Raw genomic sequence first — 14,620 nt, 5'->3', positions numbered from 1 at the left:
AAATGAAGAATGGAAGTTGAGTATAAAAGAATTTGCAGCACCAAACATTTTAAATCGCCCTCCCATTATCCATTATGGAACTCACGCCTCTTCAGATTTACATAATTCTGCACATAAAGAGGGCAGGTGTTGAGTATGCAAAGATGATTATGAAAATGACCCAGGTTGATCTTGAAAGAATTGAAGAGGCTATAGATTACCTGATGTCCCTGGGGATTCTTGAAAGGGATTCCGGTTCTGCAATAAAGAGATCCAGGGCAAGGTTCAAGAGGGCAAGCGAGGTACATAAACACCATACCTACTACAAACTATCCCGCCAGGGAGTAATTTTCTCCCGCAAAATCAATGAAAATTTCCTGAAGGAGTACTTCAACAACAATCTTGGAAATTCAGGCTACGCATTTTTGAAAATTCTGAAGGATTCAAGGGATTTTGAAGATGCTTGCAAAAGGTTTGAAAGGTGTAACGAATTCAAAAACACCCTTATCCAGTGGGGATTCATAACCCCCTCTGGAAAGAAGACGAGGTATTTCAAGAGATTTATGGATTTTGCAGGGATCTGATCATTCCACAGTTACGCTTTTAGCCAGATTTCTGGGCTTGTCAATTTCCCTTCCAAGGATGCGGGCTGTGTGGTAGGCCAAAAGCTGGAGAACGACAACATTCACAAAGGGGGAAAACAATGGATCCATTTCTGGAACTTTCAACAGAGTATCAACATATTTCTCCACATCCCTGCTTGATGATACGCCTATCACGTAGGCACCCCTTGCACTCACTTCCTTCACATTTGAGAGCATCTTGCTGTATGTCCTATCCACCGGTACAAGGGCTATTACGGGCACACCCTGAGATATAAGCGCAAGAGGGCCATGCTTGAGTTCCCCTGCTGGATAACCCTCCGCATGGATGTAGGATATTTCCTTCATCTTCAAGGCGCCCTCAAGGGCAATGGGATAATTAATTCCCCTGGCTATGAAAAACATATCCCTAGCACTGGATATATTCTCCGCCTCCTTCATTATTCTCTCATTCATCTTCAATGCTCTCTCCACAGTGAAGGGCACACGCCTCAAATTCTCCATGAACGATTCGTATTTCCTCGCAGAGATCCTGCCTCTAATTTTGGCCGTTTTTATGGCAAAATAATAGAGCGTGAGAACCTGGGTTATGAATGTTTTTGTGGCTGCCACCCCAATTTCAGGACCTGCACTGGTGTAAAGAACCCTATCCACGTAGTTTGTTATGGAACTTCCAACCACATTGGTTATTCCCAATGTAAAGTACCCGAGTTCTCTGGCCTTTTTTGCAGCTGCTATGGTATCCGCAGTCTCTCCACTCTGGGTTATAAATATACCCATGGAGTCCTCCACAATCTCAGGCCTGTAGCGGTACTCGGAGCCATAGTAAACATCCACAGGTATCTGCAAAATTTCCTCAATAACGTATTTTCCCACAAGAGCCGCATGGTACGATGTGCCGCATGCCACCATGGTTATCCTATCAAAATCCACCTGCCACTGGTTTCTTGATTCCAGGGAAGCAAGGGTATCGTAAAGGGCCCTTGGCTGCTCAAATATCTCCTTTAGCATGAAATGCTCGTATCCTGATTTTTCCGCATCTTCCACGCTCCAGTTAACATAATTCACTCTTTTTCTTATCCTCTTACCATCCATTGTGTAGAACCTTGCAAAATCGTCTGTGAGTTCACATACCTCCCCGTCTTTTAGCACAACCACCCTGTTTGTGTATTCCAGAAATGCAGGTATGTCGGAGGCGAGAAAATTCTCGTGATCTCCAATTCCCACAACAAGGGGACTTTCCTTCTTCACAGCCATTATCCTGCGCTCTTTTTTGTGAATTGCCGCAATGGCAAAGGACCCCTCAAGATTCTTTATTGCGTGAAAAAATGCCTCCCTGAAATCACCCCTGTAATACTCCTCTATGAGATGGGCAATGACCTCACTATCCGTATCTGATCTGAATTTATGACCCTTGGCCATCAACTCTTCTCTGAGTTTCGCATAATTTTCAATTATTCCATTGTGAACTATTGCAATCTCGCCTCTGCAATCAACAAAGGGATGCGCGTTTCTATCCTCCGGATTCCCATGGGTGGCCCACCTTGTGTGCCCTATTCCTATTGTGCCATCAAAATCAACCTTTAAATTTGAAATGTAGCCCTTCCTCTTCTCCACATTAAGTTGCCCGTTGACTATTGCAATTCCTGCAGAGTCGTAGCCCCTGTACTCAAGCCTTTTTAGGGACTTTATGAGCACCTCCCTTGCACTTCGAAACCCCACGTAACCCACGATGCCACACATCTACACCACTCTCTCACCGTTTTCCAGATCTCCGCGGATGAATTTCATACTTCCAATTTTACTATCCGCCCCCACAATACTTCCCTCAGCAATGACAACCATAGCCCCTATGGTGGCTCCATCTCCAACAATAGCCCCTCCATGCACACCCATAATCTCATCCATAAAGATCCTTCTTCTATCGCCAGAGAGCACAACAAATTTATCACCCGCTATAACCTCCCTTCCTATCACGCTGTTCTTCACAACGGAGCCCACACCTATTTTTGTGCCCTCCATTATTATTGAATTTTCAATGTATCCGAGTGCTCCTATCTCAACGCCATCTCCTATGCTCGTATCACCCATGATCACCGTATTGGGACCTATATCACAGTTTTCTCCAATCTTAACATTCCCATGGATATAGGAACCCGCACCAACTCTGGTACCATTCCCTATCTCCACATTTCCAATTATGGTGGATTCCTCAACCTTGCCCGCCACTCTTCTCACATTGGAACTCAGCGCCACAGAATTGAGATCAAGCAAGTCCCAGGGATATAGTGCGTCTCTCCAGCCGCAATTTGATACCTTCACCCCTATATCCATGGCATTCAAAACACTTGGCAAATCGTAAATATCTTTCTGCATCATCTCCTCAATTCTCCTGAATATGCGAGAGTCAAAATGTCCCAATCCTGTGAAAACAATGGCCTCCCCATAATCCCTTTTCTCAACAATCTCAACCACATTCTTTCCTCCCCTCTCAATGACCCCGTACCTGAACGGTTTTTCACTTCTCACTCCTAAAATTGTATTAACCTCGCTTTGCAAAATTTCCCTGACACACTGGGCATCTATCATATTGTCCCCGTAAAGAAGCAGGAACTCCCCGTCCATCCTGGCCTGGTAGAGAGCATGGGCAGTTCCGATCTGCTTTCTCTGCATAACGTATCTTATTTTCACTCCAAAATTTGCTCCATTGCCAAAGTACTGCTTTACCTTATCAGCGTGATAGCCCACAACAATGGTTATGTCCTTCACATCATTTTCTCTGAGAGCATCTATAACGTATTCCATTATGGGCTTGTTTCCCACAGGAATCATAACCTTTGGCATGTACGTTGTGAGGGGTCTGAGCCTCATGCCCTCTCCCGCAGCAAGTATGATGGCATGCATGAAAATTGAAAAAGAATGGGAGTATAAAAAATTACCCTCAAAATCGCAAAATTTCAAATGTCGCAAAATACAGAGATAGGAGAAGGAGAAATAATCCGTAAACCCGTTTCACAGTCCTCTCCCTCATACCCACAGTAATACGTGCTCCCAGATAGGCACCTGGAATTGCACCAAGGGTGAGATAAAGGGTGAGAAGCCAGTCAATGTGCCCGAGGTACCAGTGAACAAGGATGGATGGAATTGCGGAAAAGAGCACTATGGCAACGGACGTGCCTATTGCCCTCTTCACGCCGAGCCCGAGGAGAACGAGAACTGGCACAATTAGAATTCCACCACCGTTTGCAAGCATGCCGGATAGAAAGCCTATGAAAAAACCGGAAGCCAAGAGCTTCCAGGATGTGATGTTCTTGATCCTGAATCCACTCTGGGAGCCCAGGAATCTCAGGGCCACGTATATGAGGAACAGGGCAGTCAGGATCATGAGTATCCTACCATCGATGTACTTTGTGGCATAGGCACCCAAAAAGGAACCCGGAATGATAAGGGGGAGCATTTTCCCCACAATCCCCCAGTCAATTAGCCCCTCGCCATGGTACCTCTTGGAGGATATGAATGCAGATACAAGGGTCATGGGCAAAGGACTGGCAAGCGCGTAATACGGGGGAATGAGAAAGAGCATACGCAAAAGAGGTGTGCTTATTGAGCTACCCCCGAATCCAAACATGCCGCCAAGAATACCCACCAGCACGCCCGTGAGCACAATAAATATATACATCAGTGGGGCCACAAATCTTCATATCCCCATTCTACTAATAATTTTGCAAACTCTTTTATACCACGAAAATTATGCATGACGATGATCCAACTGGGTCCAATAATTCTGAGAGCGTGGGAGCGAAAAGATCTGGAATACGTGCACAGGTGGGAGAATGATTTTGAAACCATGCTATACTCAAGGGGGATGCCCCACCAGGCAAGGAGTTTAGAGCAAATCGAAAGGTACTTTGAGGAGGAAATCAAGAGGGATGATCGGTTACATTACATTATTGTGCTAAGCGAGAATTCAGAACCCATCGGAACTGCAGTTATAAGGTTGCAGAACTGGGGGGATGTTCCAAGGGGAAACATAGGTACATATCTTGACAGGCAGTACTGGAACAGGGGACTGGGAAAAATCATAACCCTATCCCTTCTTGAAATATGCTTTTACCACAAAAACCTGGAAAAATGCGAGGCATGCAGCATCGAGTACAATAAAAGGGCACACAGGGTGCTTGAATCCTGCGGGTTCAAACTGTACGGAAAATCAAGAAAGGCGGCATTTGTTCTGGGAAGGAAATGGGACTGGTACTGCTTTGACATACTCAGGGAGGAGTACATGGAGCAGAGGGAAAAACTGCTGCTACGCGCGTTGGGAGATGAAGGCAGGGAGTATCTGAAAAATTTGAACCTGCTCATTTAGTTTTCTTTCTGTACCTTATTTCCACCTCCTCAATCTCACCAACCCCCTTGAAGGAGGATAGGAGACCGGAGAGCGTGCCAACAACCACATCCTGGGCAAATCTGCCCATGTATATTTCCTTGCCATTAACCTTCACGCTTATGACTGCATCGGGATTCCAGTACCTGCATCCGGAGAAATCATCCTCACCACGGTATATTGCCTCTGCCATCTCCCTGCAATTTTTATGGGAGCACTCTCCGCAGTTGAAATTTGGAAGTTGGCGCATTATTCTCTCGACTTCCACTTCCCTTTTGATGTATTCCAGGATCTCATCCAGATCCGGATCTCTCATCACACAGCCCTCGCAGGGAGCATCTCCAAGGCACACCTTGGGCAGGAACCTGTATTTCTTGAACCCCTCAACAAGGATCACATCGTACCCTTCCAATTCCTTCAAAACTTCAAAAAGAGAGACACCTTGCTTAAAATGAACCCTTTCTTCGTTGAGAAGCACAACTTCCTTGGCACCGGATTCCCTGAACCTCTCGCTATCCTTGCCCTCAATATCAATTCCATGGGGGGTGTGCTTCACAACCGCTATTTTATAATCTTTAAGATGCTCAATTATCTCGCATATGAGCGTGGTCTTTCCGGAATTTGAGTACCCACATGTGCCCAGGTACATTCAATCACCCCAGAGATGTACCTCAACCTCCTCATCCTTCTCCACAAGATCAGAATTTGCGGGAATTATTATGTATCCATCTGAATCCGCCATGCTCGTTATCGCCCCCGATGTCTTGTAGGCGGGATACGCGTACCCATTCTCAACTCGCATCGTGAAGAACTGCATTCTGCCAAGCGTTGAGGTTATGCGCCTGGCCATCTTCGCCCTCACAATTCTCTCTTTCCTCTCCGGTAACCTTGCCATCCTGCGCACCGCTGGAGCGAGGAACTGGTAGGAATCGTTCAGGCAGGATGTGGGAAATCCGGGCATACCGAATATCATCTTCTCGCCTATTGCGCACCATGTCGGCTTTCCCGGCTTTATTTGCACGCCGTGAAAGAGCACCCTTGCGTATTCCTTCACCACATCTATGAGCAAATCTCTATCTCCCACAGATGAGCCCCCGGAAAACACCACCATATCATACTTCATAGCCTCCTTCAATTTCTTCCTTATATCTTCCTCCTCGTCCATTACAAACGAGAAAATAACGGGCTCTCCCCCATTTTCTTTTATCACGGAGGATATGGTGTATGTGTTCACATCGTAAATCTTCCCCGGTTCCAGTTCCTCTCCAGGTACCTTGAGTTCGTTGCCCGATGGAAGCACAGCGATCCTGGGCTTTCTGTAAACCCTCACCCTGGAAATGCCAAGGGCTGCAAGAACCCCGATCTTTGGAGGGTTGAGATACTCACCTTTCTTCAGCACGACTTCCCCCTTTTTTATGTCCTCCCCCTCCGGGGCAACATCGAAGCCAGGATGAACAGGCCTGTAAATGCGCACGAGCCCGTTTTCCTCCTCGGTATCCTCCACACGAACAACTGCATCTGCACCCACGGGAAGCATCGCACCTGTGCCTATCTTGACGCACTCTCCCCTGCCAATTTTTATATTTTTATGCTCTCCAGTGTTTATCTCACCAACCAGTTTCAGCTCCCTTGGAGAGTATTGCCCCGCTCCAAAGATATCCTCGGCGCGAACGGCATAGCCATCCTCCGCTGCCCTCGCAAATGGGGGAACATTTATTCCTGCAACGATATCCTCGGCTAGAACGCGATGCAGAGCATCAAGAAGAGGTATTTCTTCAACATCCTCCACTGGCTTAACATTTTCAAGCACGATTCTTCTGGCCTCCTCAAAGGGAATTAGATTGGTGAAAGGCTTCATAGAGGGATATGCACCAAGGAGCATATCAAATTTTTGTCTCCTGTTTATTTCTCAATTTATTGATCCTTTTCTCTATGAGAAGGCTCGTTTTTTCAAATTTAAATAACTCGGGCGGGTAAAACATAGAATTTATCTTTTTCAATGCCGAAATTAAATGCTTCCTATCCACAAACTTTATTGCATAGCAATCGGCCTGATTCTCAAAATGTTGCCATGTGATTTTACGAGTAAAAAGGTACACGCATATTGTTGCCAATACTATAACTGCAGTAAGAATGGATCTATCATCCGAGTCGAGTCTAAAAAAGGAAGTATAAATGCCATATTAATCCCAATTCCTATTATTGCATCAAACAGAAGCATCTTTTTTAGAACGTGCTTTAATTTAATGTGGGCAAGCTCATGGGCAGTTACTGCAAGAATCTCATCTTTATCAAGAACCTCTCCCAGGCGATTGGATATAAAAATATATTTCCCCCTTCCTCCTACCTGAAATGCATTTGCACTTTTAGATTCTATGCAATATATTTCTATATTTTTCAAACCCATCTTATTTATCAGCGTTTCAATCTCTCTGTCTTTAATCTTCTCTCCTTTCATGGCTAACTTCCTCGCCAATTTCATGGCTCCCGGAACTTCATACCAGATTATAGAGGAAATAAGTAAAAGAGCATTGAATCCTATTATGTAAATCCATTCCCACATTTGCTCATCACTCATCTCCTTTTAAGTATTTTTTATCTCCTGTCTCCAAATACCTTATGTATCTGTCTGGAAAGATCAATGTAAACCTTTCCTTCTTTGTCATCACAGCTCTCAGAACCGCATATCTCTCTGGCGGTATTGTAAAACTGTACACCTTAAATTTCTTATGAAAACGCATAATAAGGATAAGCAAAGCAAACAATCCCACAAACAGAATAAACGTGAATATATTAGTTGGGGTGGGATCTTGGGATACTGTTTGTCCAGTAGCAAGAACCATTCCAATAGTCGGGAGATTTAGTAGAGTCAGCCATACATGGCTTCTGTAAACAATTGACAACCTTATTGTACGAATGATATAAAAAAATAAGAAGAAAATCACCGTTGTTACTATTACAACGTCTGAGGAAGTTCTTAATGTACTTCCGTTCCATTTAAAATTGATTAATAAAAATAAAATGGTGAGAAACAACACAAGGCACATTTCACTTATAAATCCCTTGTAGGTATTATCCAACATATTATGCACCACCACATAACCAAAATATTAGAAAAATATAAAAATTTTTAGAGTACTGCTATGGCAGATATATATGGGAGTACTGCTGGGCCCAGCCACCACAGGAGATATGCTTCGAAAATAGTTGCTAAAAACCCTACTACAGCCCCTGTTCCCGTGGCAAAGTATGTATCACTCATCTCCTTTCAGGTATTTTTCTCTCCTTGTACAGTAGATTAGGCAAATATTTATATCTTTGTCTCAACAGGCATCCCATCTCTGAAGAACCTGTCATTTCTCAGGAAAAGCACGATCACAAGGGAGGCTATCTCCGGCAGTATGGCAACAAGAACGGTCTGTGCCAGGCCCATCTCGGGGATAAGATACGTGCCCAATAGCGGTCCAATGACCCATCCTGCAGCCATGGCAGAGTTCATGAGCCCCAGGGCAGTGGCCCTTTCCTCCTTTGTGCTCATCCTTGCCACGTATGTGTTGGCAGAGTTGAAGTACGAGCCCCACTTGCTTCCTGAAACAATGGCCGCGAGAATGAGAAGAGGTATGCTCGTTGCCTCGTAATAGAGGAAGAAGGTGAGGGCATAGCCAAGGAGTCCGTAAATCAAAACGGGTTTGCTTCCGTACCTATCGGCTATGTACCCGAAAAGCAAGATCATGGGTATGGACACGAGACCATCAACACCAAAATAGGTACCCACCCAGGCATCCCCAAACCTATCACCTATGAGAAGCGAGAGAAACGTGTAAACCATTCCGGATCCGAGCATGCTCACAAATATCGAAACGGAGAAGATTGAAATGTTCCTGTTCCTCCTTATGAATTCCCTGGCATTCTCCCACCTGAACACCGTTCTCCCTGGGCGATCGTAACGCATCAGAAGACGGAGATCCTCAGGGTTCTTCCTTTCCTCCCGGAAGAATATGAGAATTGCCATTCCCGAGAATATGGGTATTGCTGAAAAATAATAAACGTATTGAATTGGAAATGTGGAAGTTATTGCACCCCCTGCGAAGTTTCCGAGCATGAAACCCACATTGGAGAAGGAGTTGAACACGGCAAATCCCTTTCCCACATCCCGGGATATCTCAGACACAAGGGCGCTCACGGCAGGAGTTTGAGCAGACACGAAAAATCCCTGAAGGGTTCTGAGGGTTAAAACCACAATCACGGATGTGGCAAATCCCATCAGAAGGAAGAAAAATCCGCTTGAAAATACGCCAAATACGGCGAATATCTTTCTCTTACCCATCCTATCGGATTTTCTTCCCCAGAAAAACTGCCCGAAGGACGAGGCGAGATTGAAAAGTATGGATAGCATGCCAACTGCAAGGACCCCTCCACCCAGAAGTTTTACCAGATTGGGCAGGTACGGCCAGGCCATGCCCCAACCCATGTTTATGAGTAGAAATGCAAATGAGAGATGCAAAAGCCTCATGTTCGTGATCTCCCTGAAAATGCCCTTTCTGTGCACACGGAGGTAAAATTCTGGATGTATTAAATTCTTTGCGTTTTGATGCAAAAAAGGGCATTTTTAATATGATACATCCATGCCCATTCATGGTAGAATTCTCGGTACCCTGCGGGGACAACCAAAAACTCAAAATCCTGCTTCGGAAAATAAGGGAGGATGTGGAACTCAACACGCTCTGGAAGGCTTCAAATATAATCGCCATTGATCGCCTGGGGTACAACGATCACGGGCCCGTGCATGTTAAGATCGTGGCCAATCTCGCATTGAAGATGCTGAGAATCCTTGTGGATAGGGGAGTGAAGCCAAACATTGTTAAGGACTACAATATGAGCAAGGATGATGCCGAAATAATTGTCGTTCTCGCCTCCGCTCTCCACGACATAGGGCACGCAATACATCGCACCGAGCACGAGCAGAACAGTTTACCCCTCTCCATTCCAATCATTGACAGGCTTCTTGAGGGCATATACGATGGTGAGGAGAAGGCAATAGTAAAGGCAGAAATCCTGCATGCCATATTTTCCCACAGGGCTGAGATCATTCCCCTAACCCTGGAGGCAGGGGTTGTGAAAATTGCGGATGCCCTTGATATGGAGGAGGGTCGTGCCAGGATTCCATTTCAGATGGGTGAGGTCAACATACACTCCGTCTCGGCCATGGCCATAAAGGAGGTCAGTGTTATGGAGGGAAAGGAAAAACCGTTGAAAATAAGGATAAAGATGCGAAACTCCGCGGGCATATTTCAGGTTGATGAACTACTCAAGAACAAGATTGAAACCTCGGGCATAAGGCATCTGGTTGAGGTGCAGGCGGAGGTTGTGGGCGAGCATGAGGAGAGGATCGTTGAAAAGGTGGAATTTTGAGGTGGGAGAATGAGAGTTGTGTTTCCCTGCAAAGATGAAAAGGGGCTTGAGAGCCAAGTGAATGAGGATATTTTCAAGGCAAAGTACTACCTTTTCGCGGATGTGGATCTTGAGAGAGGAGAGATAACAAAATGGGAAATTGAAGAGATGCCCCTGGATTTTCTGGATCCCGGGGATCTGCCAATGTTCATAAAGGAGCACGATGGGGAATTACTGATGGTGCAGAGCATCCCTCCACAACTGGGAGAATTCTTCAATCACATGCGCATAAAGGTTTTGAGAGGGATCTCCGGAAAAATTGGAGATGTGCTGGAAAAATTTGTTGATGGAAAAATCCACGAGATAATAGGGAGAAATTTGGAAAATGGCTATTGATTAATTTCCTTGTACTTATCCCATATTTTCTTCAGGAATTCCCTAGCCTTCTTGGAATCCTCGTAGCCGAAATCCTCTGCAAACTTTGATACCTTGAGCCTGCCGCTGTTCGTGTACACATAATCCTCAATGTTTATCTCCTTGCCATTTATGATAACCTTGCCCTTCTTTATCTCAGCCTTATTCACTTCATCTTCAATAGTGGCACTCTCCTCTTCACCCTGCTCCTCTTTACCCTCTTCCTTCGCCTCTTCCTTGGGTTCCTCCTTCTTTGGATAGACCTCAATGAACTTCACATTCCTGTTGCCCACATACTCCCTTATGTCTCCCACAATCGCATACTTGGCTATGCTCCAGTTGTTATCGTACTTGCACACGTCTGGCAGGGTTATGAGGATATCCTCATCCTTTATCTCCACACCGAACTTATCCACTTCCTTGCCATAGTCCATCTCAATTATGGCACGGACCTTATCAACATCCCCTTCAACCTTCTCAACTATCTTGAATTTGTACTTGAGGGTCTTACCTGCAAGGGGATGATTGAAATCTATAACAACCCTCCCGGGGGTTACGGTGACTATCCTTCCACGCTTGTTGTTTATTATAACCTCCTTACCCACCTCGGGCTCAATCTTCTGCCTTGCAAGTTCCCTGTATGAATGGATCTTCACAAGTTTGGGATCCCTCTCTCCGTAGGCATCCTTTGGCTCTATTGTCACCTCATACTCCTTGCCCACCTCGGCCTTGAGCAACTCCTCATCTATTCCCTTTATCAATCTTCCTGCACCCACAACGGATACCATGGGTCCGTACCTCATATTTGGATCATGAATGCCATGCTCCTTTGCAAGGTCCTCCTTGGTGGTATCAAACAGAACCTCCTCTCCATTCTCAACAACCCAGGCCTCGAATTCCCAGCGTATTATGTCTCCTTTCTCCATTTTAATCCCCAGCACGATATTTGGATTGTATATTTAATTATTTGCATTCATGCACGAAACAATAATATTCGTGTTTGCCATACCCCTACCACAATGAAAATTGACAGGGCAAAGAAGTATTTCAACTGCTCTTCTTCGGAGAGGGCCGCATTTGAGGCTGGTATAAAAATGGGTACCGTGTATCATCAATTTGTGGGCACTCCAATAAGTTTGGAAAATGTGGATGCCCTTGAAAGGGCAATTGAGGCGAGTTTGAAGGTTCAGCCCTTCGTTGTGGATGCCAGGGTAAGGATCGATAGAAGAAGGATAAAAAAGAAGAGCGGATTTTACAAGTACCTCACTCTCACGGGAGATATGCTAAATGTTGATCTTGTGGTGCAGTATGAGGATAAAATTGCAATCTGCAAACTTGAGTATGTGGAGGATATGGATTATCCCCTAATGTACATAAAGGAAATTAGAGGTGTTGAAGATGTACAGTAAGATAGGCCTGAGCGGATTACCCGGCGTGGGTAAGACCACCACACTGATAAAAACGATTGAGATTCTGGAGGAGGAGGGCTTTGTTGTTGGTGGTATGATCACGGAGGAACTAAGAGAGGGTGGAAAGAGAACGGGATTCTACGTTCTTGACTGGATGAGTAAGGAGAAGAAGGTCTTCGCCCATAAGGATTTTGAATCCCGCCACAGGGTTGGAAAGTACGGCGTGGATGTGAAGGTTTTAGAGGAGGTTGGAATAAGGGCACTGGAAGATGCCATGGAGAAGGCGGATGTTATCGTCATAGATGAAATAGGAAAAATGGAAGTGGAGAGCAAGAAATTCGTTCAAACGGTCAGGGAGATCCTTGATATGGATAAGCATCTCATAATGACCCTTCACAAGAAATCCAGAAATCCTCTCCTGCAGGAAATTCGCCGCCGCGATGACATACGCATGCTGGAAGTAACGCCAATAAATCGCAACCTTCTTCCCTTCAAGATAGTACAGCTCATAAAAGGGGAGAGGCAGTGATAGTTGAAGAAGGCCTTGTCAAGGTGCTCGCTCCAAACGTGAACGAGAAGGGCCCCGGAACTGCAGAGGGTGTGTTTTACAACAGGGAGATGGTTTTCAACAGGGACACGAGCATATTCGTTCTTTACAATTTGAACCTCAGAGATGCCCTGGATGCCCTGGCAGCCACAGGTGTACGGGGGATAAGAATAGCAAAGGAAATAGGTATGAAAGTTACCCTGAACGATGTGAATCCACAGGCCGTTAAGGTGATGAAAAAAAATGCGGATATGAACGGGGTTGATGTGGAAATTGAAAATATCAACGCAAATGCCCTCATGGCCCAGAGAAGATTCGGGTATGTGGACATAGATCCCTTTGGCACTCCCGTGCCCTTCATAGATATGGCCCTACTATCGGGCAAGGTTCTCGGCATAACGGCCACGGATACAGCGACACTTGGAGGAAGAAATCGCAGGATCGAGAGAAGATACCTTTCAAACGTGAAGGCCCCCGTGGAACTGGTCCACGAGATAGGTGTAAGGGTACTCCTGGGCTACATTGCGAGAATGGCCGGCAGATCTGATCTGGGAATTGAGCCCTTGCTCAGTGTGTGGCGCGGACATTTTTACAGGGTCTATGTACGCATCATCCGCGGGGTTAAGTGGGCAAAAAAATCATTAGAGAATGTGGGTATCTGCAAGTTCGGGGGCCCCCTGTGGAGTGGGGAGTTGCATGATTTTGAGTTCCTTAAAAATGCAAGGATTCCAGATTGGCTTCCAACAAGAAACATTCTGGAGAAATACCTCAAGATATGGTCAGATGAGAGAGGTTTTCTTTTTTACCACATCCCATCAATATCCAGAGAACTCCGGGTATCAACACCCTCCCCCAAGAAGGTAATGGAAGAACTTGAGAATATGGGTTATTACGCTGCACCCACCCAGTTCTCACACCAGGGCATAAGAAGCGATGCCCCGCCAAACATTGTCAAGGAAATAATAAATGGAGAAGGCCATAAATAGGATAATGCGATTACCCCATGGTGATTGAATGATAGAAATACGTTTTCACGGAAGAGGTGGACAGGGATCTGTCATAGCATCAAAGATCCTGGCAAAGGCCTTCTTCATGGAGGGAAAGTATGTTTCCTCATTTCCCTACTTCGGAGTTGAGCGTCGCGGTGCACCTGTAACTGCTTTCACCAGGGTGGATGATAGACCAATAAGGGCAAAGTACCAGATATACGACCCCGATTATGTCATCGTTCTGGACCCATCGCTCATAAAGGCTGTGGATGTTCTGAGGGGAATAAAAAAGGATGGCTGGGTTCTCGTTAACACCGTGAAGAGCCCCAAGGAACTTAAGGAGATCCTTGATTTCCCAAAGGTGGCAACCGTGGATGCGACCACCATAGCCATAAGACATCGCCTTGGCTCTCAGGCCGCACCTATCGTGAACACCGCCATACTGGGAGCCTTTGCCAGAATGAGCGGACTCGTAAAGATTGAGACCGTTATGGAAGCAATTCGTGAGGCTGCTCCCATAAAGCAGGAGGAGAATGCCCAGGCCGCCAAAGAGGCCTACGAGCACACAAATTTAGGAGGTGATTGAATGCCCATAATTTTACCCGAAGAGCCAACTCCAATAGCAAAGGTCGCGAGCACCGAGAACAAGACGGGTGGGTGGAGAACATTCAGGCCCGTGATAAACTACGAGAAGTGCATTCGCTGCTACATATGCTGGAAGTTCTGCCCGGAGCCCGCCATATACTTCGCCCCGCCCGACAAGTATCCGGCACCCAAGGAGGCTCTGGCGAAGTTTGACACGGTGGAGATAAATTACGATTACTGCAAGGGCTGCGGAATATGTGCCAACGAATGCCCCGTAAAGGCCATTGATATGGTGCTTGAGGAGATGGAGGAGGATTGAA

General features: G+C 45.8%; 18 protein-coding genes. 9 read left to right on the top strand and 9 right to left on the bottom strand.

Going from position 1 to position 14,620, the window contains the following annotated elements:
- Positions 1-74 precede the first annotated feature (74 nt).
- On the top strand, positions 75-563 hold the full coding sequence (locus tag AC0S1O_RS03215) for a DUF2250 domain-containing protein (RefSeq protein WP_475394323.1): 489 nt from the start codon (positions 75-77) through the stop codon (positions 561-563).
- Here the strand turns inward: AC0S1O_RS03215 and glmS are convergent, their stop codons facing one another.
- The 3 genes from glmS to AC0S1O_RS03200 are packed head-to-tail and all read right to left on the bottom strand — an operon-like array spanning position 564 to position 4,272.
- On the bottom strand, positions 564-2,324 hold the full coding sequence (gene glmS / locus AC0S1O_RS03210; protein WP_475394322.1) for a glutamine--fructose-6-phosphate transaminase (isomerizing): 1,761 nt from the start codon (positions 2,322-2,324) through the stop codon (positions 564-566).
- Positions 2,325-3,485: a bifunctional sugar-1-phosphate nucleotidylyltransferase/acetyltransferase gene (gene glmU, locus AC0S1O_RS03205; protein WP_475394321.1), complete on the bottom strand. Its 1,161-nt coding sequence runs from the start codon at positions 3,483-3,485 to the stop codon at positions 2,325-2,327.
- Positions 3,486-3,522: 37 nt separating this feature from the next.
- Positions 3,523-4,272 carry a sulfite exporter TauE/SafE family protein gene (locus tag AC0S1O_RS03200; protein WP_475394320.1) on the bottom strand — a complete coding sequence of 250 codons (750 nt, stop codon included), beginning with the start codon at positions 4,270-4,272 and terminating at the stop codon, positions 3,523-3,525.
- Between the two features lie 63 nt (positions 4,273-4,335).
- Here AC0S1O_RS03200 and AC0S1O_RS03195 point away from each other — a divergent pair, with 63 nt between their 5' ends.
- Positions 4,336-4,947: a GNAT family N-acetyltransferase gene (locus AC0S1O_RS03195; protein WP_475394319.1), complete on the top strand. Its 612-nt coding sequence runs from the start codon at positions 4,336-4,338 to the stop codon at positions 4,945-4,947.
- Here the strand turns inward: AC0S1O_RS03195 and mobB are convergent.
- The 5 genes from mobB to AC0S1O_RS03170 form a co-directional block, all read right to left on the bottom strand.
- Positions 4,940-5,614 carry a molybdopterin-guanine dinucleotide biosynthesis protein B gene (gene mobB, locus AC0S1O_RS03190; RefSeq protein WP_475394318.1) on the bottom strand — a complete coding sequence of 225 codons (675 nt, stop codon included), beginning with the start codon at positions 5,612-5,614 and terminating at the stop codon, positions 4,940-4,942. The two genes, AC0S1O_RS03195 and mobB, sit on opposite strands and share 8 nt — an antisense overlap.
- Positions 5,615-6,823 carry a molybdopterin molybdotransferase MoeA gene (locus tag AC0S1O_RS03185; RefSeq protein WP_475394317.1) on the bottom strand — a complete coding sequence of 403 codons (1,209 nt, stop codon included), beginning with the start codon at positions 6,821-6,823 and terminating at the stop codon, positions 5,615-5,617.
- A gap of 258 nt (positions 6,824-7,081) precedes the next feature.
- The gene (locus tag AC0S1O_RS03180) at positions 7,082-7,543 is read right to left on the bottom strand and encodes a M56 family metallopeptidase (RefSeq protein WP_475394316.1); all 462 of its coding nucleotides are present in this window, start codon (positions 7,541-7,543) and stop codon (positions 7,082-7,084) included.
- Positions 7,536-8,048 carry a hypothetical protein gene (locus AC0S1O_RS03175; RefSeq protein WP_475394315.1) on the bottom strand — a complete coding sequence of 171 codons (513 nt, stop codon included), beginning with the start codon at positions 8,046-8,048 and terminating at the stop codon, positions 7,536-7,538. The genes AC0S1O_RS03180 and AC0S1O_RS03175 overlap by 8 nt, the downstream gene beginning before the upstream one ends.
- Before the next feature lie 227 nt (positions 8,049-8,275).
- Positions 8,276-9,514: an MFS transporter gene (locus AC0S1O_RS03170; RefSeq protein WP_475394314.1), complete on the bottom strand. Its 1,239-nt coding sequence runs from the start codon at positions 9,512-9,514 to the stop codon at positions 8,276-8,278.
- An 86-nt stretch (positions 9,515-9,600) separates the two neighbouring features.
- Here AC0S1O_RS03170 and AC0S1O_RS03165 point away from each other — a divergent pair, with 86 nt between their 5' ends.
- Entirely contained in the window at positions 9,601-10,377 is a 777-nt protein-coding gene (locus tag AC0S1O_RS03165; RefSeq protein ID WP_475394313.1) for an HD domain-containing protein, read from the top strand.
- A gap of 9 nt (positions 10,378-10,386) precedes the next feature.
- Entirely contained in the window at positions 10,387-10,752 is a 366-nt protein-coding gene (locus tag AC0S1O_RS03160) for a NifB/NifX family molybdenum-iron cluster-binding protein (protein WP_475394312.1), read from the top strand.
- On the opposite strand, the gene AC0S1O_RS03155 is transcribed toward AC0S1O_RS03160, so the two are convergent.
- Positions 10,746-11,696: an FKBP-type peptidyl-prolyl cis-trans isomerase gene (locus AC0S1O_RS03155; protein WP_475394311.1), complete on the bottom strand. Its 951-nt coding sequence runs from the start codon at positions 11,694-11,696 to the stop codon at positions 10,746-10,748. The genes AC0S1O_RS03160 and AC0S1O_RS03155 overlap by 7 nt on opposite strands.
- Before the next feature lie 93 nt (positions 11,697-11,789).
- Here AC0S1O_RS03155 and AC0S1O_RS03150 point away from each other — a divergent pair, with 93 nt between their 5' ends.
- The 5 genes from AC0S1O_RS03150 to AC0S1O_RS03130 are packed head-to-tail and all read left to right on the top strand — an operon-like array spanning position 11,790 to position 14,619.
- Positions 11,790-12,179: a dihydroneopterin aldolase family protein gene (locus AC0S1O_RS03150; protein WP_475394310.1), complete on the top strand. Its 390-nt coding sequence runs from the start codon at positions 11,790-11,792 to the stop codon at positions 12,177-12,179.
- Positions 12,169-12,708, top strand: a complete 540-nt coding sequence (locus AC0S1O_RS03145; protein ID WP_475394309.1) for an NTPase — start codon at positions 12,169-12,171, stop codon at positions 12,706-12,708. The genes AC0S1O_RS03150 and AC0S1O_RS03145 overlap by 11 nt, the downstream gene beginning before the upstream one ends.
- Entirely contained in the window at positions 12,705-13,712 is a 1,008-nt protein-coding gene (locus AC0S1O_RS03140) for a N2,N2-dimethylguanosine tRNA methyltransferase (protein ID WP_475394308.1), read from the top strand. The genes AC0S1O_RS03145 and AC0S1O_RS03140 overlap by 4 nt, the downstream gene beginning before the upstream one ends.
- A gap of 28 nt (positions 13,713-13,740) precedes the next feature.
- Positions 13,741-14,301: a pyruvate ferredoxin oxidoreductase subunit gamma gene (locus tag AC0S1O_RS03135; RefSeq protein WP_475394307.1), complete on the top strand. Its 561-nt coding sequence runs from the start codon at positions 13,741-13,743 to the stop codon at positions 14,299-14,301.
- The gene (locus tag AC0S1O_RS03130) at positions 14,302-14,619 is read left to right on the top strand and encodes a 4Fe-4S binding protein (protein ID WP_475394306.1); all 318 of its coding nucleotides are present in this window, start codon (positions 14,302-14,304) and stop codon (positions 14,617-14,619) included.
- Position 14,620: the final 1 nt, after the last annotated feature.

Source organism: Candidatus Aciduliprofundum sp. HYA1 (assembly GCF_056175085.1).
Note: the sequence above shows the minus strand (reverse complement) of the source record. Positions and strands in the feature narration are given on the sequence as shown.

Bases quoted from the DNA above. Each gene is read 5' to 3' on its own strand.
- AC0S1O_RS03215 (WP_475394323.1), top strand. From the start codon at position 75: ATGGAACTCACGCCTCTTCAGATTTACATAATTCTGCACATAAAGAGG.
- glmS (WP_475394322.1), bottom strand. From the start codon at position 2,324: ATGTGTGGCATCGTGGGTTACGTGGGGTTTCGAAGTGCAAGGGAGGTG.
- glmU (WP_475394321.1), bottom strand. From the start codon at position 3,485: ATGCATGCCATCATACTTGCTGCGGGAGAGGGCATGAGGCTCAGACCC.
- AC0S1O_RS03195 (WP_475394319.1), top strand. From the start codon at position 4,336: ATGACGATGATCCAACTGGGTCCAATAATTCTGAGAGCGTGGGAGCGA.
- mobB (WP_475394318.1), bottom strand. From the start codon at position 5,614: ATGTACCTGGGCACATGTGGGTACTCAAATTCCGGAAAGACCACGCTC.
- AC0S1O_RS03185 (WP_475394317.1), bottom strand. From the start codon at position 6,823: ATGAAGCCTTTCACCAATCTAATTCCCTTTGAGGAGGCCAGAAGAATC.
- AC0S1O_RS03180 (WP_475394316.1), bottom strand. From the start codon at position 7,543: ATGAGTGATGAGCAAATGTGGGAATGGATTTACATAATAGGATTCAAT.
- AC0S1O_RS03175 (WP_475394315.1), bottom strand. From the start codon at position 8,048: ATGTTGGATAATACCTACAAGGGATTTATAAGTGAAATGTGCCTTGTG.
- AC0S1O_RS03165 (WP_475394313.1), top strand. From the start codon at position 9,601: ATGGTAGAATTCTCGGTACCCTGCGGGGACAACCAAAAACTCAAAATC.
- AC0S1O_RS03160 (WP_475394312.1), top strand. From the start codon at position 10,387: ATGAGAGTTGTGTTTCCCTGCAAAGATGAAAAGGGGCTTGAGAGCCAA.
- AC0S1O_RS03155 (WP_475394311.1), bottom strand. From the start codon at position 11,696: ATGGAGAAAGGAGACATAATACGCTGGGAATTCGAGGCCTGGGTTGTT.
- AC0S1O_RS03150 (WP_475394310.1), top strand. From the start codon at position 11,790: ATGAAAATTGACAGGGCAAAGAAGTATTTCAACTGCTCTTCTTCGGAG.
- AC0S1O_RS03145 (WP_475394309.1), top strand. From the start codon at position 12,169: ATGTACAGTAAGATAGGCCTGAGCGGATTACCCGGCGTGGGTAAGACC.
- AC0S1O_RS03135 (WP_475394307.1), top strand. From the start codon at position 13,741: ATGATAGAAATACGTTTTCACGGAAGAGGTGGACAGGGATCTGTCATA.
- AC0S1O_RS03130 (WP_475394306.1), top strand. From the start codon at position 14,302: ATGCCCATAATTTTACCCGAAGAGCCAACTCCAATAGCAAAGGTCGCG.